The organism is Microcystis sp. LE19-8.1F (assembly GCF_027531715.1).
Classification (GTDB): Bacteria; Cyanobacteriota; Cyanobacteriia; order Cyanobacteriales; family Microcystaceae; genus Microcystis; species Microcystis wesenbergii_A.
In genome coordinates, this window is the sequence record NZ_JAPZSO010000116.1 from 24,492 (window position 1) to 45,544 (window position 21,053).

Annotated in this window: 20 protein-coding genes, 2 pseudogenes and 1 other annotated feature; of the genes and pseudogenes, 12 read left to right on the top strand and 10 right to left on the bottom strand. The window is 43.1% G+C overall.

Going from position 1 to position 21,053, the window contains the following annotated elements; translation table 11 throughout:
- Positions 1-219 precede the first annotated feature (219 nt).
- From O9334_RS11525 to O9334_RS11535, 3 genes are all read right to left on the bottom strand, one after another.
- Complete coding sequence (locus O9334_RS11525; protein WP_288000333.1) at positions 220-2,589, bottom strand: glycogen debranching protein; 2,370 nt, start codon at positions 2,587-2,589, stop codon at positions 220-222.
- Between the two features lie 381 nt (positions 2,590-2,970).
- On the bottom strand, positions 2,971-5,214 hold the full coding sequence (locus tag O9334_RS11530) for a Piwi domain-containing protein (protein ID WP_288000334.1): 2,244 nt from the start codon (positions 5,212-5,214) through the stop codon (positions 2,971-2,973).
- A gap of 3 nt (positions 5,215-5,217) precedes the next feature.
- A complete protein-coding gene (locus O9334_RS11535) occupies positions 5,218-6,009 on the bottom strand; it encodes a PD-(D/E)XK nuclease family protein (protein WP_353737866.1) in 792 nt (263 codons plus the stop codon).
- A 195-nt stretch (positions 6,010-6,204) separates the two neighbouring features.
- Here O9334_RS11535 and O9334_RS11540 point away from each other — a divergent pair, with 195 nt between their 5' ends.
- Positions 6,205-6,561: a helix-turn-helix domain-containing protein gene (locus O9334_RS11540; protein ID WP_045357746.1), complete on the top strand. Its 357-nt coding sequence runs from the start codon at positions 6,205-6,207 to the stop codon at positions 6,559-6,561.
- A 5-nt stretch (positions 6,562-6,566) separates the two neighbouring features.
- Positions 6,567-7,232 (top strand): ImmA/IrrE family metallo-endopeptidase, encoded by a 666-nt coding sequence (locus O9334_RS11545; protein ID WP_288000336.1) that lies wholly within the window; start codon positions 6,567-6,569, stop codon positions 7,230-7,232.
- 40 nt (positions 7,233-7,272) lie between these two features.
- Here O9334_RS11545 and O9334_RS11550 read toward each other — a convergent pair whose 3' ends face one another.
- Together O9334_RS11550 and O9334_RS11555 are read right to left on the bottom strand one after the other, a co-directional pair.
- The gene (locus O9334_RS11550; RefSeq protein ID WP_190380691.1) at positions 7,273-8,268 is read right to left on the bottom strand and encodes a LysR family transcriptional regulator; all 996 of its coding nucleotides are present in this window, start codon (positions 8,266-8,268) and stop codon (positions 7,273-7,275) included.
- Positions 8,269-8,396: 128 nt separating this feature from the next.
- The gene (locus O9334_RS11555) at positions 8,397-8,582 is read right to left on the bottom strand and encodes a hypothetical protein (RefSeq protein ID WP_288000337.1); all 186 of its coding nucleotides are present in this window, start codon (positions 8,580-8,582) and stop codon (positions 8,397-8,399) included.
- A 149-nt stretch (positions 8,583-8,731) separates the two neighbouring features.
- On the opposite strand from O9334_RS11555, the gene O9334_RS11560 reads away from it, so the two are divergent.
- The 3 genes from O9334_RS11560 (at position 8,732) to O9334_RS11570 (ending at position 10,797) form a co-directional block, all read left to right on the top strand.
- Complete coding sequence (locus O9334_RS11560; RefSeq protein WP_045357752.1) at positions 8,732-9,016, top strand: hypothetical protein; 285 nt, start codon at positions 8,732-8,734, stop codon at positions 9,014-9,016.
- Positions 9,017-9,183: 167 nt separating this feature from the next.
- Complete coding sequence (locus O9334_RS11565; protein WP_045357754.1) at positions 9,184-10,017, top strand: M48 family metallopeptidase; 834 nt, start codon at positions 9,184-9,186, stop codon at positions 10,015-10,017.
- A gap of 240 nt (positions 10,018-10,257) precedes the next feature.
- On the top strand, positions 10,258-10,797 hold the full coding sequence (locus tag O9334_RS11570; RefSeq protein WP_045357756.1) for a DUF4164 family protein: 540 nt from the start codon (positions 10,258-10,260) through the stop codon (positions 10,795-10,797).
- A gap of 206 nt (positions 10,798-11,003) precedes the next feature.
- On the opposite strand, the gene O9334_RS11575 is transcribed toward O9334_RS11570, so the two are convergent.
- On the bottom strand, positions 11,004-12,902 hold the full coding sequence (locus O9334_RS11575; protein WP_502846542.1) for a tetratricopeptide repeat protein: 1,899 nt from the start codon (positions 12,900-12,902) through the stop codon (positions 11,004-11,006).
- Positions 12,903-13,307: a hypothetical protein gene (locus O9334_RS11580; protein WP_288000339.1), complete on the bottom strand. Its 405-nt coding sequence runs from the start codon at positions 13,305-13,307 to the stop codon at positions 12,903-12,905.
- 465 nt (positions 13,308-13,772) lie between these two features.
- Between O9334_RS11580 and O9334_RS11585 the strand changes: the two are divergent.
- The 6 genes and pseudogenes from O9334_RS11585 to O9334_RS11610 all read left to right on the top strand — a co-directional run.
- Positions 13,773-13,922: pseudogene (locus tag O9334_RS11585) on the top strand (IS4 family transposase); the annotation flags it as partial.
- Between the two features lie 221 nt (positions 13,923-14,143).
- Positions 14,144-14,263, top strand: a sequence feature (ribosomal protein L10 leader region).
- Between the two features lie 97 nt (positions 14,264-14,360).
- Complete coding sequence (gene rplJ, locus O9334_RS11590) at positions 14,361-14,909, top strand: 50S ribosomal protein L10 (RefSeq protein ID WP_002757128.1); 549 nt, start codon at positions 14,361-14,363, stop codon at positions 14,907-14,909.
- A 43-nt stretch (positions 14,910-14,952) separates the two neighbouring features.
- Entirely contained in the window at positions 14,953-15,348 is a 396-nt protein-coding gene (gene rplL, locus O9334_RS11595; RefSeq protein ID WP_045357761.1) for a 50S ribosomal protein L7/L12, read from the top strand.
- Between the two features lie 104 nt (positions 15,349-15,452).
- A complete protein-coding gene (locus O9334_RS11600; protein ID WP_071823417.1) occupies positions 15,453-15,548 on the top strand; it encodes a photosystem II reaction center protein T in 96 nt (31 codons plus the stop codon).
- 127 nt (positions 15,549-15,675) lie between these two features.
- Positions 15,676-16,191 carry a transcriptional regulator NrdR gene (nrdR, locus tag O9334_RS11605; protein ID WP_045357764.1) on the top strand — a complete coding sequence of 172 codons (516 nt, stop codon included), beginning with the start codon at positions 15,676-15,678 and terminating at the stop codon, positions 16,189-16,191.
- A gap of 452 nt (positions 16,192-16,643) precedes the next feature.
- Positions 16,644-17,636 (top strand): 30S ribosomal protein S1, encoded by a 993-nt coding sequence (locus O9334_RS11610; RefSeq protein WP_002757124.1) that lies wholly within the window; start codon positions 16,644-16,646, stop codon positions 17,634-17,636.
- A gap of 151 nt (positions 17,637-17,787) precedes the next feature.
- Here the strand turns inward: O9334_RS11610 and O9334_RS11615 are convergent.
- Positions 17,788-18,613, bottom strand: a pseudogene (locus O9334_RS11615) (FHA domain-containing protein).
- An 84-nt stretch (positions 18,614-18,697) separates the two neighbouring features.
- Entirely contained in the window at positions 18,698-19,399 is a 702-nt protein-coding gene (locus O9334_RS11620; RefSeq protein WP_045357769.1) for a DUF3120 domain-containing protein, read from the bottom strand.
- Between the two features lie 163 nt (positions 19,400-19,562).
- Between O9334_RS11620 and O9334_RS11625 the strand changes: the two genes are divergently transcribed.
- A complete protein-coding gene (locus tag O9334_RS11625; RefSeq protein WP_045357772.1) occupies positions 19,563-20,231 on the top strand; it encodes a hypothetical protein in 669 nt (222 codons plus the stop codon).
- Here the strand turns inward: O9334_RS11625 and O9334_RS11630 are convergent.
- Positions 20,228-20,662, bottom strand: coding sequence for a VOC family protein (locus O9334_RS11630; protein WP_045357775.1), 435 nt, complete (start codon positions 20,660-20,662; stop codon positions 20,228-20,230). The two genes, O9334_RS11625 and O9334_RS11630, sit on opposite strands and share 4 nt — an antisense overlap.
- Positions 20,663-21,053: the final 391 nt, after the last annotated feature.

Consider the following 21,053-nt stretch of genomic DNA (forward strand, 5'->3'; position numbering starts at 1 on the left):
TTCCCTGTTGCCAAAAATATAGCAGAAATCGGCATAGGATCGATCTCGATCTCAATATTAGCCAGCTGCCCGATCGGTCCCCAAATTACCCCCGATATCGGTGTGGGTAGTTCATACTAAATCCGGTTATTAAAAATTGATTATTTATTCTCCGTTTTGCCTTTTGCCTATTGCCTATTGCCTCTCCTGATATGTAGCCTATACTCAACGGATTTAGTATCAGTTAATCTCCTCGCAAACCACGATCGAAAAACCATTGACTTTATAGTTATCGGCAATTACTGTCCCTTGATCCACAGACCAACAATTATAATTGGTTTCTGCCCAAGCTGCCGTGTCAATAATTCTTAGCCAACGATAATTATTGGATGATGAGGGAAGACGAAAATCCACCGGCAGATGATACATATTAATTAACACCAAAAAATCGTGATCGCCGACGGCACTACCATCAATTAAAAACCAAATACAGCGATCATCGGCAGTTAAATCGCTAACCCCATCGGGTTTTTTAAATAAATAGGTGACATCATTGCCTGCATCGAGAACCATATCGCCATAGCGGCGCTGTTTTAGTGCTATATGATTGTTTCTTAAGTGAGCAATATAAGCGGCAAAAATAAATAAAGGATTGCGTTCTTCTTGATTAGTTCCCGTGCCAAAATTATTGTGATAAGCTTCCCGATAACCCGTGGGCAGTAGATGGGGTGAACGGGTGGCAATCATATCATAATTATTCCAAGTGGCCACACTATCAATATTGTAGGGATTATTATTACCATTTTGGCTGCGGCCAAATTCATCGCCCCAGATAGTCATGGGAACACCGCGAGACAAAAATTGAATCGTCCAAAAGTTGCGTAATCTTTGGCGACGTAGGGCATGATCACCCCCAGAATCCCAAGAATCGTTATTATTATTGCCGCCATCGGAAGGGCCAAAGGGCCAGGGAGTGAGGTTATTTTTATGGTTATAACTGACCAAATCCATCAGGGTAAAACCATCGTGGGCAACAATAAAATCGATCGATTTTTGTGGTCCGCCTTGGTCGTTAAAATTGCAATAATCTCCGTTCACCTGTTCGATGAATTTAAAAGTATTACCATCTCCCTTTAAAAAACGCCGAATTGCATCGCGATAACGGCCATTCCACTCGCCCCAACCCGTCGGGAAATTCCCCACTTCGTAACCCCAGCTATCCCAAGCTTCGGCGATCATTTCGGCATCGTATTTCTTGCCTAATTTCTCGATCTTTTCTAACAAAGTATGTTTAGGGAAGAATTGTTTTTGTTTGCCCCGATCTTCTCGTTGATGACTAGAAGGAGTTCGGCCGAGGACGGGGGCCAGATCAAAACGAAAACCATCAACTCCCATGGTTTCTAACCAATAGGTGAGGGAATCAAGAACCAGATTACAGGTGACAATATGGGAAAAGTTTAATTGATTTCCGCAGCCTGTCGCCCCATCGACTAGATAATGTTCATCGGTGAGTTGATAGTATTCCACCACATCAAAACCACCAAAACTAACAAATCCGGTGACATCGTTGCTGCCCCAATTGCCCCCTTCTCCGGTGTGATTATAGACCACATCGAGATAAACTTCCATACCTTGGTCGTGGAAAGCTTTGACCATGGCCTTAAATTCTCTGGTCGGTCCCCCGGGGGAGCGATCATAAGCATAACGGCGATCGGGGGCGAAATAACCAAAGGTCATGTAACCCCAATAGTTACCGCTGGGGCGATCGTCGGGGTTATTATCGTTAGCGGTTTCTTGGACCGGTAAGAGTTCGATCGTGGTAAATCCTAGCGCTTTCAGGTATTTGGCCATATAGCCGGCCCCTGCATAAGTTCCTCTGTACTGGTCGGGAACGTTGGCCACTTCCTCAAAACCCCTAATTCCCTTGAGAATATCTTCTAAACGACTAGCAGAGGGGTGATTGCTTAAACCGCGCACATGGGCCTCATAAATGATCGCTTTTTCCGCACCCAGACGGGGACGAATCCCGGTAGAAGTCCCATCCGGTGCGATCACAATGCCTTTGGGCGACCATTTACCCGTATCGTATTGCCGCTGGATCACTCCTTTGTAGTCCCCTTCTCCCGTGGCATACATTCCCGCATTTTCTCCGGCCGCGATCATGGCCGGGGTTTCAAGGTCGTGGGAAAGTTCTCGCGCGTAGGGATCGAAGAGGACTTTATTGGGGTTAAAACGATGGCCGAAATTGTCCACATCTGCCCGAAAACCAGCGTTACTGTGGCCTCTTTGCCATTTTTGATCAAATTGCCAATTGGAACCCCAACAGCGAAAAGCGTAGTAACTGCCCTGGGCAATACCGGCGATTTTTGCCCGCCATATATCATCATTTCGGTTTTTTGTCAACCAGTAATCATACTTAGCGTTTTCTCCCGTCGGGCGATCGTAGATTTCCAGAAGAATCTGACTGGCATTTTTAGAATAGACGGCAAAGGTGACACTATCGCCCCGATAATGCGCCCCGAGGGGATAGGTGGCATCGGCCCAGAGATGGCTATCTAGGGGGGCGTAATTACCAGATTGGGGATGATTTTGACCGATCGCTGGTAACATAAATTGGCGGGATAATATCGCCTTTGATAATAGACATTTTTCGCTCAAAGAAATAAGAAAAAAATCTAAAGCTTGCTCCCCCAGAAAAACAAGTTGTGTAATTTAACCTAGAGATAAATTTTCGGCTTGTCAACATCAATTTTCTCGGTGTAAGTCCTTCTTTGAACACTCGATTTTCTGCCGTCAGTAAACTAATTTGGGTAACTAAATCACTGACTAATTTTTCTAGATGGTGTAGATTGCTATGGGAATTACTAAGTACCTAAGCAAAATTAATTACACATTTCGATAAAGCTTTTGCCTTTTGCCTTGTGCCTCTTGCCTTGTGCCTATCTTCACTAGGAAATTTATTTTGCACGACTACTTACATAATTTTCCTCTCTAAAGCCAGAATTGACAATCATCTTCTAATAAACTAGGATAAATTCCTTGTAAGCGTCGATAAGCAATAATATCCGCTCCATACAAAGGGATAGGTAAACGGGGGTCTTTGAGAGAACCATAGTGAAGTAAAGTTAATTTTAACGTAGTGTCAACTAACTGTTTTAAATTTACTGGCTCTCCTAATTCATGAACTTTTAAGCGTAAGGGACGAGGAACACCTATTTGTTCAGAAACTTGGGACGTTATCAGGATAACTTCCCGCTTTGATAAAGCAAAAGCTAATCCTTTTGAGGGAGCATCTATCTGTTTTTGCTTAAAATTATAAAGTCTAGGAATGCCAGTTTTATAGCATTCTACGAGAATAAATTTAGACTTAATTGCTCTCGCTCTTGCCAGTAAATTGTCAACCTCCTTTCCTTGAAATTTCCCATCTCTGTAAATGAGAACTGTCTGATTTTTTAGTTCAGCTTGCGGTAAAAAATTTTCCAGCATACGTTGAGGAATTTCTTCTCCCTCGGTTAAACTATCTTCTACCCGACAGCGAACAAATTCTCCCTGTTTGCCATATAGTCGCACACTTGCACAAACATTGAGACTCCCCGGAAGATTTTTTTTAGGCATCCTTCCCACATCTAAACCAATAAAATAATCGGCAATTTCTAGAGGTTCAGCAAGGACATAGGGTAAATTTCCTAATTTGGCTAGGATCCCTGGGACAACTTGATTGAGAATATTCTTATAGTTGCTCTTATCATTTAAAGTCTTCTCATAAATCATTTGAGTTATAACTCCACGATCCAGAAACTTTTTTTTAATCCAGGAATATAAACTCCCTTCTTCAGTATTATCCGCATTGCGATCAGACTGGGGAAGAAATACTAAGGCAATATCTACAGGAATTTCTCCTCGAATTAATTGATCAACTGCTTCTTCCAGTCTAGCTCTTTTTTCGGATCCTACACCTTCGACAGAAAAATTTATTTGATTCTCTGGTGGCAAAATAGTCTCAAATTTATAAAGTTTTAATCGCTTTTCTAATTGTTCTCTAAAATCTCCCACTTTCAAATTAGCTGGTTTGAGAATAGCTAAACGAATCTTACGAGCAGGAGCCTCATATTCCGGATGACGTTTATATACACCACCCTTCGACAATCCTTTGAGAGTTTTTCTTTTTTCTCCCCTTTCTCCCTGACCAAATAAGATAGAAGTTTGCTCAAGAGAAATGGGAGGAGTCCAAAATAATGCGGGGTATTCTTGGCTGTTAATACTTCTTTCTCTTAACTGAAAATCAAAGTTATTTAAAGTCTTTTGTGCCTCCTGCTTATATAACTTTAATAGTTTTTGTCGTTCAGCATAGGAAATTTTTGTTTCCTTTAATAAGTCTCCGTAATTGACTTGAAATAAACTCTCATCCTTATCAGTTACACAGGGTTTTAAAGCTGCCAATGGATAAATATACTCCTGGGAATTTTTGCCAAATTGTACCGCAACCACCGGCTGCTCTGGATGAGCTTCTTCTAATTTTCTTCGACTAATTGAACCCGTAGCTTTTGTTAATAGTTCCTCTCTTTTTTCCCCAATTGTACCCGCTATTTTAATAATTTTAGCTGTCCCATTGGTTTCTATATCTTTAACCTTTAACCCTACTAATAATTTAACAGCATCTTGTCTATAGGGGTGATTTTCATAAAATTGTTCTAAATCTCCACTATAGACAATACTACTTTCAACAGTTAAACAAATAGCCGGATCGGTGTCATTGATGATTTCTGCCCAAAAGTTAACTTCTCTCCTTACCTGTACTTGGTTTTCACTTATCTGACTATCTTTGGGAAAAACTATTGGATAGGAAAATTTACCAAATATTTTCAGAATTCTAACTGCCAATTGTGCTGTGACTAAAGCTGTTATCTGCCAGTCTTTTAGCCAATGAATAGAATAATAGTGATCGCCAATATCTTCTCGTAAAACCTCTTGAATATCTGATAAAGCTTCTTTCCACTGTTGTGGAGAGGGAAGAGATTTTTCATCTTTAGCTAATACCCAAAAACAATTATCTTCAAAAATAACCACCACATCGGGAAACTTATGACTGAATTGCCAACTAAAACGATTACCTATTTTTCTAGTAACTTGATGATTAAGCTTAAAACAATTTAAACAATTATTCTTGAGAGTTAAGGAACTAATTTCACTCAAAAATGTTGGAGAATTGGCTGTGTTAGCTGCTGTGTAATTCATAATCTAAACCTCCTTATTTGCATAATCACAAATCGATGTAAAAGGACAATAACAACAAGCATAGCCACTTTGGGGCGGGAAAATATGATAAAAATCTTCGGGGTGATCTTTATATTTTTTTAGTTGTTGTTGATGTTTTTTGGACAGGGAAGCTAGTTCGATTTTAACTGCTTCTATTGCCTTGGAAGACAGGGAGATATTTTCTGAGCTTGTTTGGGTTTCTAAATTGTAAAAAGAAGCGACAATTTTTTCCTGATGATAAAGGTAACTAGCCGCCAGCAAATAAACATGAGCCTGACGACGATCAAAATTAGATTGACCAGTTTTCAAATCTAAAATATGTATAGTGTCATCAGCTTCTCTAAAAATACAATCAAAGGCAGCGGACAAATTAAACCGATAGTTACCTTGCTCGATAACAATAGGTTCTGGATAACCTTCATCGCCTCTAGATAAATTAATAATCTCTTTATTCAATAAAATTGGTTGTTGATAGTAATTGTTTAAAATTACTAAAACCCTGGCTTTAATTTCTGGAGATTCTTGATTTAATTGCAGGATTTCTGCCACTTGTTCCACCCCATGGGAACCTGATAATCTCGCCGGCTCTTGATGAAACTCAAAAACTCCTCGTTGTGCCAACTTACCAATTTTTTGCGACTGATTATCTTGCGATAGTAATCTTTGAACTTCTGGTTCTTTGTTTCGCGCTTTTTCAAACCCCCGTTTTGTCTGACAATGCCAATTCTCATAGCCAATCGCTGGTTTAAGCGATCGCCAAAGACTATAGCTCATTGGAGGATGCCAAGGCTTTTTGGGAAACTGACAGGACACAATTTTTCCCCTCGGTCAGGATAATGCTAGGATGACACGGCAGTGTTTGCTCTGGTGTTGACTAAAATAATCAACACCAATAAACTAACTCTAGCCTATGTTGACTATTTAAGTCAACCCTTGATATAATTTTTTTGAGCGATTGAGAGAAAAGCAGTGTCAGAAACATTTGGACAGGTTATCCGCAAAGCTCGTCGAGAGGAAGAATATAGTCAGAGAGAACTAGCTAAGTTGATTGGGGTGGACTATACCTATCTATCGAAGCTAGAAAATGATCATGCGGGTTATCCTCCTAGTCAGCAAGTTATTGAGTCCTTAGCGACTCATTTAAAATTAAATGCTCAAACCTTAGGGGAATTGGCGGGACGAATTAGTTCAGATGATCAAAAAGTCTTTAAAGAATTAGTTCAAAAATACCAACAAATGCCGATTTTATTGCGTCGCATGAAAGACAATCCCAATTTTGCCAAAAAAATTATTTCTGAGGCGACAAAATTAGATGAGCAGGAGTAGATATCTTGGATATTATTAAACCCTATAGTTTTATTCCCAAAGCAGTGATTGAAACTCAGGCAGACGATATTCTGAAGAAAGTAAAAGCTCATCGTCGTCGTCCCTTAAAAAATTGCGATATTGCGGAAGCGACGGCCGATCATTTTGATTTGGCTATTGAATGGACGGACATAAAGCCAGATAAAGAGGGAGAAATCGCCGCGATGATTATTCCCACAGAAAAGAAAATTATTCTCAATGAAGATGTAAAATTCTTAAGAGATTCTCAAAATTCATCCCTGGCAAAAGAAGGTTTTAAAAATTCGAGTTTAGCCCATGAAATTGGTCATTTTGTTCTTCATATTAATCAAACGGCTGTCTCTAACTTTTTGGATCGAATCAATCAGGGAGATTCCCTAGAGACAATTCAACCTTTTCTGTGTCGGACAGTTGATTCTAGCCAAAGAATTGAATGGCAAGCCCAATATTTTGCCAGTTGTTTACTAATGGCGATGAGTGAGTTAGAGAAAGCCATCAAGGGCCGTGACTTGACTAAATGGGGACATCTGTATGCGATCGCCGACGAGTTGGGAGTAACTATTACTAATCTTAGAAGTCGTTTAGAGAGTCTCCATTGGATTAAAGTCGATAAAAAAGTAATTTATCCCGGCAGTAATTTTCCCAAGAGATAGCTTAAATGTTCCGAGGGAGATTTAGCCCGTCTCGATCGACTTATTTACTCATAATTTCGGCGGGTTGCGAGTTAGGAATCGGTTCAAAGTTGTGGTCGTCAGCCAGATATTCCGGATAGGTGGAGAATTGGGGTAGTATTTCCAGGGTAAAAGCTTCGGCCGCTTTTGAGCGATAACGATTTGGGTTAATAATTACCGATAAAGTGCGTCGTATTTCCACGTCTTTAATTCGGGTAGCGTGGATCACACCCATTTGTAGTTCTTTTTCGATCGCTGTCACCGAGACAAAAGCCGCCCCTAACCCGGATTGTACAGCATTTTTAATCGCCTCGATCGAGTTAAGTTCCATCTCCACTTTTAAGCGTTTGGTATCGATCTCGCAACGGGTTAAAACCTTGTCGATGACTTTGCGAATCGTCGATTGGGAATCGAGGGTGATAAATTTTAGTCGATATAAATCCTCTTTTTGAATCATTTCTACCTTAGACAGAGGATGAAAAATAGGCAGGACTAAAGCCAGTTCATCGTCTGCGTAGGGGATAATCCGCAGGGTTTCTTGTAATTCGGCGGGAACTTCTCCCCCGATAATGGCTAAATCCACTTGACCGTTAGAAACGCTCCAAGAGGTGCGACGGGTGGAATGAACTTGTAGCTGTACGGATACTTCTGGGTATTTTTGCCGAAAAAGCCCGATCATGCGGGGAAGAAGATAGGTTCCCGTGGTTTGGGAAGCTCCGATGATCAGGGTTCCCCCTTGCAGATTTTGTAGATCTTCGATCGCCCGACAGGTTTCTTGACAGAGAGTGATAATTTTTTCGCCGTAGCTTAAGAGTAGGTGTCCCGCTTCCGTTAATTGGGCTTTCCGACCGCCCCGGTCAAATAACGGCACATTTAGCTGTTTTTCGAGGTTTTGTACCTGAAGACTGACCGCCGGTTGAGATACATACAGGGTATCTGCCGCCCGTTTAAAGCTTCCTTCGGCAGCGATCGCTTTGATAATTCTCAGTTGGTCTAGGGTGAAAGGAATGTCGGTCATAGAAAGCCTCAAAAACAGCGACAGGAGAAGGGGAGGACAATAGCGACAAATCTTAAGCCAGTGCCGATAAACACACTGAATTGACAGTACCACACCACGGGGATCAATGCTTCAGGTAGTTCCAGTTATCAGTGATCAGTTACCCGTGATCGGTCGTCGGTCGTCGGTCGGCGGTCGGCAAAAGGCAAAAGGCAGGAGGCAAAAGGCAGGAGATTATTTCTATTTATTCTCCCCACACCCCACACCCCCGATGTCGGTGGGGTTGGGGGGCCACACCCCACACCCCACACCCCACACCCGACGCCGTGTACCACTTAATCGTTGTTAACCAAGAATCTTAATGATATTTTAAGATTTTTTAACAAACCGCCCCCAGCCGAGATGAACGTATATCCTAGAGGGGAGCGAGTGTAGATTCCTATTCCCGTTCGATCGCCCGCTAATTCTCTGGAGATCAGCATTCATGCTTACTTTGCTCCGTTCCCTGCTATTTTCCACCCTATTAAGTTTTGTTGCCCCCGTCCTCTTGGTGGGTTCTATTTTAGCTGCTTTATTCGCCACCAGTCACGTCCCCGGCTTTACTTGGGTTTCTCAGACCGGTTTTAGCCAAATCCTGCAATTTTTAACCATTTTCGGCGGCGGTTATCCCCTACAAGGAATGTTCACCATCGCTGTCACCTTTGCTTTTGTTGGCAGTTTATTCGATTTATTTAACTTTTACGTCTATCAAACCAATCGGGGACAGTGAGTAGTCGTGCAAAATAAATTTCCTAGTGAAGATAGGCACTCTTGCAAGAGGCAAGAGGCAAGAGATGGTTAGATATGTGTAATTAATTTTGCTTAGGTACGTAACCGGCAAAGGGTGATGTTGACTGTCTAGAATGGGAATGAGGTTTTTATGGGATCGAATCGTCTATGCGCCCTATTTTCTGCCGTTTTTGGCTATTAACCCTTATTACTCTGCTGCTCACCCTCAGTATCGGGATGATCAATCCCCAACCTAGTTTCGCACGCTCGTGGATGGATTTACTTTTTCGCGGTGTGCAAGTTATTCAACTCGCCACTATTTCTCCTCAGCAGGAAGTCGCCCTCGGTAAGCAGATTAATCAGGGTTTATTAGAATCAGGCAAGATACAACTGTCCAAAGATGCCAGAATTAACCAATATGTCCAAGAAATCGGGCAGCGATTAGCGGCAACTAGCGATCGCCCTGACCTTCCCTACACTTTTCACGTGCTGCGCGACAATAGCATTAACGCCTTCGCTACTATGGGCGGATTTGTCTATTTACACACGGGATTGATTAAAACTGCTGATAATGAGGCAGAATTAGCCAGTGTTATTGCCCATGAAATCGGCCATATCGTCGGTCGTCATTCTATCACCCAATTACGCAATACTGCCCTCGCCCAAGGACTTCTCAGCGCGGCGGGATTAGACACAAAAACTTGGGTACAATTGGGGGTCAATCTCGCCTATAATCTGCCCAATAGTCGCAAGGATGAATTAGAGGCGGACCAACTGGGTTTAAACAATCTAGCTGAGGCCGGTTATGCAGCCAAGGCGATGATCTCCTTTATGGGAAAATTAGCACAACAGGGGGCTTCTACCCCCGCAATTCTCAGCACCCATCCCGCTACCAGCGATCGCATTTTGGCACTGCAAAAACAGCTTAATTCGGTTAATAACAAGCATAATCAAGGTTTAGACGAGAATTATTACCAATTGCAGATTCGTTCTCTCCGCTAATCTAGAGATAAAATTGACCCTACGCAATTATGCTTTCCTAAACCAGCGTTTTAACAATCGCCATACTGCTAGGTGGATGAGTAAGAATCAAATTAGCAAAAACATCACCGAAAAACTTCCAGTGTGCGCTAGATGCGAAAGTCTAGGATTTTAGGTTCTGTCAACTGGAGGTTAAGATAAAATTAGTGTACTATCAACGGAGAGCGCTTAAGAAAACTTACTCACAGGGACTTTACCAAAATGTCCAACGAAACCGTTACTTATAGTCTTGAATCTGTCCTCAAGGAAATCAAAGACAGCATCAAGGAAGTTAACCAAAAAATCGATATCCTACAAAGAGATGTCACCCAAAAAATCGATACCTTGCAACAAGATGTTAACCAGAAATTTGACAGCCTACAGAAGGATTTTAACCAAAAAATCGATACCTTGCAACAGGATGTTAACCAGAAATTTGACAGCCTACAGAAGGATTTTAACCAGAAATTTGACAGCCTACAGAAGGATTTTAACCAGAAATTTGACAGCCTACAGAAAGATGTTAACCAGAAATTTGACAGCCTACAGAAAGATATTAACCAGAAATTTGAGAAAATCGACGAACGGTTAACTAAGCTAGAGGTGGGACAGGCAAAACTAACTGAGAAAGTCGATGGGATGGATAGAAGACTAGAAAAGCTGGAAGGAACCCAAAAAAATCAAGTTTGGACGTTAATTATCCTTTTAGGAGGAGCGATCGGCACGGCAGCGTGGCGCTCTTTCTTTTCTGGCAATCCTTAGAAATATTACTATAATTTCTCACTTTAGGGTAGTTATGAGGGGAAACTAAGTACCTAAGCAAAATTAATTACACATATCTAACCCCCCCTTGCCTCTTGCCTCTTGCCTTTTGCCTTTCTTCACTAGGAAATTTATTTTGCACGACTACTTAGCAGATGTCAAACTCAGGTTAAAAATAAGGGATTCCTAACCCATCCTACCCCTAATTATGCTTTCGTCAACCATCTTTTTAACAATCGCCACAATGCCACTATTATCCCCCCAATTGAAACTAAAGGAAACTTAACCACCCCCAGAAAGAAAGCAACGATTAAGGGATATTTTCGGGTTTCTAATTGCCGAATTTCATCATCGCAATTTTGAACATCCGCTGCTAACCCCAATGCTTGAAATAATTCCCGCGACTGAAGAAATGCTTCTTTCGCTTCCGATATACGTTTGAGTTTATAGTAGGTAAGTCCCAGATTAAACCAAGCATTCGCTTCACCCCCCTGATCGCCGATTTCCCGTTCGATTGCTAAAGACTGTTGATAAAACTCGATCGCTTTTTGGTATTCCCCTAGGGAACCGTAAACAGTGCCTAAATTACCGTAGGATTTCGCTTCACCCCCCCGATCACCGATTTCCCGTTTGATTGCTAAGGACTGTTGATGAAATTCGATCGCTTTTTGGTATTCTCCTAGTGAACCGTAAGCATTGCCTAAACTGGTGAGGGATGCGGTATATTTCCAGTTGGTTTGCTCCTCCTGTTGTTGGTAAACAGTGACTAATTCAAGGTAATAATCCGCTAGGGTTTGATAATACCCCCGTCGGGTGAGAAAATCATCGATAGCACGGAGAATATCAAAAGCATTGTCGTACTCGGTTAACTGATAGTGATGATAGAAAATTTCTAGGTAAGGTTGCACATCGTTGAGGATTTCCCAGGAGTCGGGTTGAGCAATAGAAAGATAATAGGCGATCGCTTTTTGGTGTAATTCCCTTTGATCGCCGGCTTTGTATTGTGCATATTCCCAAACTAAAGGCTGAAAACTAAAAATTCGCTGGCGATTTTCCTCTTTTTCTTCTAATAATGATCGTCGCTGTAATTCTCGCAGATCTGCCGTGATCTCGGACAGTGCGATCTCCGGGTAATTATCCATCACCGCTTTGGCTGCCGGAGAATCAAATTCTCGGCGATAAATGCTGGTTTTAGTGAATAATTCTTGCTGTCTTTGGCTAAGTCGCTGAAAACTAGCATCTAAAACTAAAGCAATTCCCACTGTCTCTTGACGATGACTCCCCACCACCTGCGAATCGCTCAAAAGTTGCGATAAATTTCCTAATCCTAAATCCGCTAACCTTTCTAAACTGGGGTTTTGCGGAAATTCGGCTAAGATTAAATCCGCCACCAATCGCAGGAGTAATGGATGACCATCCACCCGTCGAGAAAAGTTCTCTAGATCCCCTGTTATTTGCGATTCTGCTAACAATTGCGCCCCTTCAGGAGGTTTCAAACCTTTTAGCTCAATCCAACGCCAACGGTTAAAACCCCTAGTTTTTGGCTTTTCTCTGGTGGTGACTATAATTTTGCTCGTGTCACCTTTTTCTATCCAAGCAGTGAAAAACTGCTGATAAAATTCATTATTCCAAGAACCATCTTCCCCTAATAAACTCTCTAGATTATCGATAATAATTAGGTGGCGATGGCGTTGCAATTGTCTGATTAAAGCTTCCTGTAAATCTATTTCTTTTTCGGGGACGGGATAACCAAATTCCGTCAGGAATTGGCGAGCTAAACCACTAAATCCGCCCAGATTTCCCGCTTCCCACCAAAAGGGAAGGCGTTTTGGGAATAAATCTTCATCGTCCCCTAGGGAAGGATCGAGGGTAATTTCCTCCTCAAAAATTTTACTGGCTAGGGTAGATTTTCCAATTCCTCCAACTCCTTTGATGCCAATCGTCGCAACATTTTTATCATTAAATAACTGCTTAATTTGGGTGATTTCCTCCTTCCTTCCTTGCCAATAGGCGAGACTTTTTCGAGCATCTCCTCCCCTTAAAATACTCCTTTGACTACTGCGATTATTTTCTATTGCGTCTGCTTTTGGGTGCAGATCCGCCAGTCATTCAGGAGGGATTCCTAGATTTAAATTACCCTTAACTTCTTGAATGTTCAATTGTTGTTTAATATCTTTGTTAATTTGCGTACCAATTTGAGTTTTCGTTTCTGTTTGATTCTGATTAATTATCATAATTTGTTGTGCTAGGGTTTGGATTTCTTGGGCAAAATTGGGATCTTTGAGCATTTCTACCTGTAAAAAAGGAACCACTTGCTGTTCAATCATCGCCTCGGATTTAGTTTGTTCGGCTGCCGCTAAAACCTTGGCTGCGGTGGGTTCCTTTTGTAACTTTTGCTTAATTTTTTGCCACAATTCTACACCTTTATCCATTGCTGCTTCCGTTAATTTACCGATAACAGCTTCAAAGGCGATTTTAGCGATTTCGGCGGCGGCTAATTCTGCTAACATAATTATCAATTGTGAGAATTTTTCGCCATTCTAACACAACTATTTGCGGATGACATCGGTTCTCCTCCCCCATTTGTCTCGTTATAAGTAGCTCTGGTAGGGTGCGTTCCCTAATGCAACTCCTGCTGCTCCACCGATAGATTTTTGGGAACGCACCATGCTCATTCATTTTTGTGCGGACTGTATTCAGGTGTTAAGCTAAGACCCATTTAAAGCGCTTATTCTTAAGATTAGCCGAATCTCCCCCAATCCCTTTACTGTTGCCTCTTGCCTCTTGCCTCGTCTCAACAAGCAATTTAAATGCGCGGGCAGCTTACCTGCTGTCATACCCAGCAAGTGAGCCTGTTCGTTGAGTTGAAGAGTAAAATAGGGGAAGTCTTAATCTAATACTAAATCCTGTTGAAAAGGCATAGAAGAGTGGGGAGCAGGGAGTGCCAGTAATCACACTATTAAAAACGGATTTGGTATGATTTTGGTAATTCCCCCTATTTTCCACCTTCAGAACTAATTGCTGCCCAAGCCAAAAGTACAGTAGAAAGAATCAAAGAACATTCAATAGTTTTGGCAGTTCAAAATACAACCAGTTTGGACTTGACGACGCAAAAAGCCCCAAAAAATTTTAGCCTTTAACATACACCCCCTTTTCCTTACATTTGAAGAAAATTTGTTGATTTATGCAAGAGGTCCAATGTTCCGCAGTTCCAGCGTTCCGGCGTTCCCTCAAACCAGAGACTTCCTACCTCACCATTAAGATAACTGCTACAATGAAAGACACTGTGCGATCGCATTGGACAATCTCTCCTAGTGCTTGACATAAACCCAGCAATAATGTTATAATAAAACACTGGCTTAAGCCAAAGACAGCAGGTGCGAAACAGCTTAAATACCCTGCCGAGGTCAAAGCGAGAAAACAGCAGCCAAAAAGACTAAAGAAAGAGATATTTTCTGTCTTGGTCGTGCCTGAACTGATTCTCTCCACTCAACCCCGGCGCTACAAGGGGTTATTTTTGCGCCTGTGGAACCGGTCCCCCGCATACAGGAGGTGAACAAGGGATGGGGAGAAGCAGAGAAAGCAAGGGAGTAATTCTAGAAGAATTAAAAACCTCCCTGAGGGAAGCTCAATTAACGATGGTCATCGACTATCAAGGTTTAACCGTCGCCGAAATCAGCAATCTACGCCGCAAATTGCGCCCCACGGGAACGATTTGTAAAGTCACCAAAAATACTTTGATGGGCTTGGCGATCGCTGAAGATAGTGGCTGGGAACCGATGAAAAGCCTTTTATCGGGAACATCCGCCTTTCTGCTCGTAAAAGAGGATATCGGTGGAGCTTTCAAGGCCTATCAAGAGTTCAAAAAAGAAAGCAAAAAAACCGAATTGCGCGGCGGTGTCCTCAAAGAAGGGACAAAAGGTCAACTGTTAACAGAAGATCAGATCAAAGCGATCGCCGATTTACCGTCGAAAGAACAGTTAATCGCTCAGGCCGCCGGAGCAATCAACGCCATTGCCGCCAAACTGGCCCGCAGCATCAACGAAGTTCCCGCATCTTTGGCCCGTGCCGTCGATGCCGTGGCCCGTCAAGAAGAAAAAGAAGCGGCTTAACACCGCACCAATCGATCACTTAAAACAATTAGGAGTCTAACCCATGTCTGCTGTAGCTGAAATCTTAGAAAAACTCAAAACCCTTACCCTCTTAGAAGCTGCTGAATTAGTCAAAGGTATCGAAGAAACCTTCGGAGTTAGCGCCGCCGCTCCGGCCGGTGGCATGATGATGATGGCTGCCCCCGGGGCTGCTCCCGCGGCTGCGGCTGAAGTTGTGGAAGAACAAACCGAATTTAACGTCGTTCTTGAAGAAGTTCCCGCCGACAAGAAAATTGCTATCCTCAAGGTAGTGCGCGAATTGACCGGTTTAGGACTCAAAGAAGCGAAAGACCTAGTAGAAGCCGCTCCCAAAGCGGTTAAAGAAGGCACCAACAAAGATGATGCCGCCGCCGTCAAGAAAAAACTGGAAGATGCCGGGGCAAAAGTTAGCGTTAAATAGATCGCCACTGATTCTGGGGATGTAGATTACATCCCTAGACAAGCCGAAAAGCTCATTTCCTGATACTATAGGATTGTCATAGCAATCTTGTAGGATGTCCAACCATGGAAAGCGTCGCTTACATTTTGGTTTTAACTATGGCTTTGGCGGTAATTTTCTTCGCCATCGCCTTCCGGGAACCTCCCCGGATTCAAAAGTAAATTTCTTAACTCCGTTTAGGTTAATAATTTTCTTCCCTGAGCCGCCCGCTTGTCAAAAGCAGGTTAGCGGCTCTGGTTTTCGTATTTAAAGGCTTAAATTAAAGGTTCCCCTCACCGAGCGCCTCCTATGCAGTGTCCTAATTGTCAGCATACCGATAGTCGCGTTTTAGAGTCCCGTTCCTCCGAAAACGGTCAGAGCATTCGTCGTCGTCGTGAATGCTTACAGTGTAAATATCGGTTCACCACCTACGAGCGCATCGAATTCGTGCCGATCACGGTGATTAAAAAAGATGGTAAACGGGAATCTTTTGATCGCTCTAAATTGCTGCGGGGGATCGTTCGCGCTTGCGAAAAAACCGGCATTCCCCACTCAAGATTAGAGGCGATCGTCAATGATATCGAATCCCGTCTGCAGCAAGACTCAAAACGGGAGGTAACAAGTCAGGAGATCGGTCAATTAGTCCTAGAATACCTCCGGCAAGAATCGGAAGTGGCCTATGTGCGCTTTGCTTCGGTTTACGGCAATTTTCAGGGAATTAGAGACTTTATCGCCGCTTTAGCTCTGCTGCAATCCTCCGAAATCGAACGCGCCTATCCTTCTTGGTCTCAAGTGGAAGAAGCCAGCGTGATCACCTCGTCTTAAATAGGCTTTGCGGCAAAAAGTTTTTCCTGGGGGCAGGGTGTGGGGTGTAGGGTGTAGGGTGTAGGGTTTTACCCATTTTCAGGGGGTCAATTACCTAATTTTCAGGGAAAAAGTCCTGAAAATTTCCCCCCGATCACTCCAATAGGCGGTACTTTTGGATTTCAAAAAGGTCTAAAAGTCTTATCGAACAATGTTTTTAGATTTATTCAGCAAACCCTAAATAGTTCCCGATTCAGTTATAATTAGGATCCCTTGTGCTATTTAAAGTCCAAGCTCTGGTTAGATTCTTAAAAGTCATTCTTGAGGCAGATTGCCTGCAAGAAAGCAGGATGCGGCAGTTCATCCCCTAGGCCCTGCCTAGAAACTAAATTGGGAGGCATCTCCTTTATTTAGAAACTGTACATCACATAGGAGGAAAAACCTACGGAAATTCCGAGGACCAAACAACGTACATGACCACCCAAAAAACCGCAAACAAAAACATAGGCTTTACCCATGAAGATTTTGCCGCCCTTCTAGACAAATACGATTATCATTTCAGTCCGGGAGATGTTGTCGCCGGGACTGTTTTCAGCATGGAACCCCGGGGAGCGCTCATCGATATCGGTGCTAAAACCGCCGCTTTTATCCCCGTGCAGGAGATGTCGATCAACCGCGTCGATAATCCCGAAGAAGTTTTACAACCCAACGAAACCAGGGAATTTTTCATTCTTACCGACGAGAATGAAGATGGACAGCTAACCCTGTCGATCCGTCGCATTGAATATATGCGCGCTTGGGAACGGGTGCGTCAATTGCAAAAAGAAGATGCTACCGTGCGCTCGAATGTTTTCGCCACTAACCGTGGTGGGGCATTAGTCAGGATTGAAGGTCTCCGCGGCTTTATCCCCGGTTCTCACATTAGCACCAGAGAAGCGAAAGAGGATTTAGTCGGTCAGGAATTGCCCTTAAAGTTTTTAGAAGTGGATGAGGATCGCAACCGTCTGGTTTTAAGTCATCGTCGCGCTTTAGTGGAACGCAAGATGAACGGTTTAGCCGTGGGACAGGTGGTAATCGGTTCCGTGCGCGGAATCAAGCCCTACGGTGCTTTCATTGATATCGGTGGAGTCAGTGGTTTACTGCATATTTCCGAAATCTCTCACGATCACATTGACACCCCCCACACGGTTTTCAATGTCAATGATGAGTTGAAAGTGATGATTATCGATCTCGATGCCGAAAGAGGTCGCATTTCCCTCTCGACTAAACAATTAGAACCAGAACCGGGAGATATGCTAAAAAATCGCCCGTTAGTGTTTGAAAAAGCGGAAGAAATGGCGATTAAATACCGAGAAAAACGTCTAGCGGAAGCGGAAGGCCGGACCGTCTCGGAAGTAGTCGCAGAAATTGAAGTCCCTCCCGCCCTGGAAGAGGAAGATTTAGTTCTCGCCGCCGCCGAGGAGTAAGTCAGTGATCAGTGATCACTGATCAGTGATCACTGATCACTGATCAGATTTGAGTTTTAAGTGTACAGTATTAAATAGAAGTTTCCTACTGTCTTTTCACTGATTACTGTTTACTGATCACTGATCACTGAAACGTCTCCCCACTCCCCATTTAATTTAAATCCTGAAAACCGACACTGCTGGCAACTCCTGTAATTCCGGTCATCTCCTCACTACTATTGGCATCGAGGAAACGATCCAAGTCATCAAAAGTGGTTCCGTAGGTAATAGTGTTATCGTCGTATCCTTTCAGACTGACGGTATGTTGCTCGAAAGCTTGGTGGAGATAGGGTAAACCGATGAGATAACTGTAGGTAGTTGCTCCGATGGCTAAATCCCTACCCATTTCTTTAGTAGCCGACTCTAAACGAAAAGCGGCGTTGACTGTATCGCTGATCGCCGTATAATCTGGATGTTCACCGCTGCCAGTATTACCCACCATGGCATAACCGGTATTCACTGCCGCACCGATGCGTAATTTGAAGGGTAAAGGATATTGTTCGCTTAAGGCGCAGGTCACGTTGTATAGTTGCGTAATTGCTGCGAAAATTTGCAGGATATCGTCTTGATGGACTTCCTGTTGGCCGTGAAACCAGATGGCCATGATCGCATCACCAATATATTTATCTACCCAACTGCCGGAACTGCGGATAATACTCCCTGCATGGCGAAACCAATTGCCAATCAGAGAAGAAAGTATCTCACCTTCTCTCATTGACAAAAGTTCCATTGCGACTACCCAGATCGATCAGATAAAAATCTCCTGTTTCCGTGGATTGTAAAATAGCGTGATTACGAGAGATACAGTGATCTTTAATCATGATATCGTTATCTTTGCCCCGTCCGATTGTCCAGTAAGGTCTCCCCACGAGAGGGAAAAAACGTTGTCCCTTCTCGGTATGGAGTAGTAAATAGGGATTTTGTCCTAGTAGAGCCACGGGTGTATGAGCAGCGATAGACAGGGGGTGCTAACTATATAGTTTATTCTATTGACTAGAAATGGAAATGAGCTAGAAAAACCATTAAGCCAGAGAAGCGGTAATCCAAAATAAACCATCGACTAAAATTGTACTCAATACGGCTCCGCTAAATGCCCACCAATGGCATACCCGTTTTTGCAAAGGATAGATACCGATCGCTAGGAGCAGGTTGAGCAGCACTATCGCCCAACTGATGCCCCAGGGGGTCTGAATTTGGGCCAAGGCGTTATCAAATATCGGCGATACTAGGTTGGGATCTAGTTCCACGGTCATTAATTGTCGCCAGTAGGGAATTAGTCCCGTTAGATAGAAATATAAATCGGTGATGGCGGTCCCTAACAAAGAACCCAGATAGAAAAGATTGCCCACTTTGCCGCGACCTTTGTATAATCCCCAGAGAACAAAGGGCAGCCCGATCGCTTCCATGGGAATATGGATCAACGGTTCCCAACGCCACCAACCCCAGTACAGAGAACCTGCTAACCAACTCCAACTAAAGCCCAAAAGTAAATCTCCCCAAAGACTGATTTTTGCTTGTTTGAGCAGCCAAATCCCTAACCCCACCCAGAAAACGGTTAAACCTAGGCTAATTTCGGGATAGTAGCGCACTAGGGGCGCTTGCAGGAACACGGGGACTGATACCAGAAATGCTGCTGTCCAAAAGACGGATTGACATTTTTCCCAGTTAGGGACTAGGGGTTTCAGGCGATCGGGATTGGCGGGGACTAGGGTAGAGTTGAGCAAAGGATTTCAGAATTGTTACAAAACTTTATTTATATTAAGATACATCATTCTTTTTCTATTATATCCCCCCTAGGGGCATTTTGAGCAATTTAAAAATTGTTTTTGGCGATGCGCTATCCTGTTAGAATCGAAACGACAGCAGCGATCGAGGAGTGCAAAAAATATGGCAGCGGGCCATGAAGAAAATCCCAGAATGCCCCTAGATAAGGTTATTTTTGTCATTGCTTGCGTCTATCTAGGTTGGGTGGTGGCAGGGCTAATCAGTCAAAAAAATGCCCCTGTCTCTCAAAATGGCACAGTTTCTCCAGAGGCTCGCCAATTTATCGCCTATCTGCAATCATCTCTGACTATTATCGATCGCCAAGGTCAAACTTCATCCCCCGATCCTTATCCTTCTCCTAAAAATAACCCTTCTCCGGTAGCCACGGTTCCACCACCACCACCCGCTAATTTACCGGTTAATAATACTCCTAGGGTAATAGAAAGAATTTACGTTCCCGTTTATCCCCAACCCCCTAAAACCACTGCCAAAATTGTCCCGGTTCCACCCCCAAATCCCGATATTTCTGCGCCACCATTACCGGCTGCCCCCGAGGTGAAACCGCCGGTGGCAGTGCTTATTCCTACCAATAATCAGGTGAAAAATACCCTGGTGGGGGTGATGGATTTAGGCGATCGATCTTCAGCTTTATTTGATAATAAGGGGATAACTACTCGTATTTCTCCGGGGGAATTTATCAACGGTTGGACTTTAGTGGAAGTTGGCAATCAACAGGTTATTTTGTCTCGCAACGGCCAAACAAAAGTCTTAGAAGTGGGACAATCTTTTTAGGTTAAACGACGGATAAATTCCAAGGGTAAACCGTCTGTATCGGCAATAAAAATGACTTCATAGACATGATCGCCGATCATCTGTTGTTGGGGTTGTAAAAGAATATTTAAAGGTTGATATAAATCAGCATCCTCTTGATGGGCTTGCTGAAAGTTATTGGTTAATTTTTCTAACCATTCTGGTAAATTGCTGACATTTTCTGTTAGGTCAAAAGACAGGTGATAATAACCGACATAATGCTGATCACTAAAGGCATCGGGTGCGGGTTTCGGTTGGGGAATTTGGATTAATTCGATGCGTCCGTTTAACCCCGTTAGCCAACAGGCCAAAGTATAACCCGTAGTGAATCTTTCCTCTGGGGTAAAACCGAGAAGTTGATAAAAAGCGATCGCCCGATGGATATTAGCCGTCCGAATAGAAGCATGGTGCATTTTCAGTGATCAGTAAGTAGTTGGACAAAAGTAAAGTTAACTGTGGGGTAAGGAGTCGGTCGTCAGGAGTCAGGATTCAGTAAGAATTGCGGCAATTTACATTTCTTAAGATAGACAACAGAATTTATGTCCGACTACTTAATCAGTAATCAGTAATCAGTCAGAACTCGGAGTTGACAAGCAATCATTCATTGATCCGCCTCCCGATTCAGTTTTGAGATTATGAGTTTATTAAGTGAGATTATCCACTGATCTAAGTACAGGACAAAAAGCTTGAAAAGTAGGCGGGAGTAGGGTTTTATGAGAAATAGCACTAATCTCGAAAACCCTATGAATCAGTATAGCGCCTTAAAGCAAGCCCTTCAACCCCATCTAGGATGGCATGGTGCCA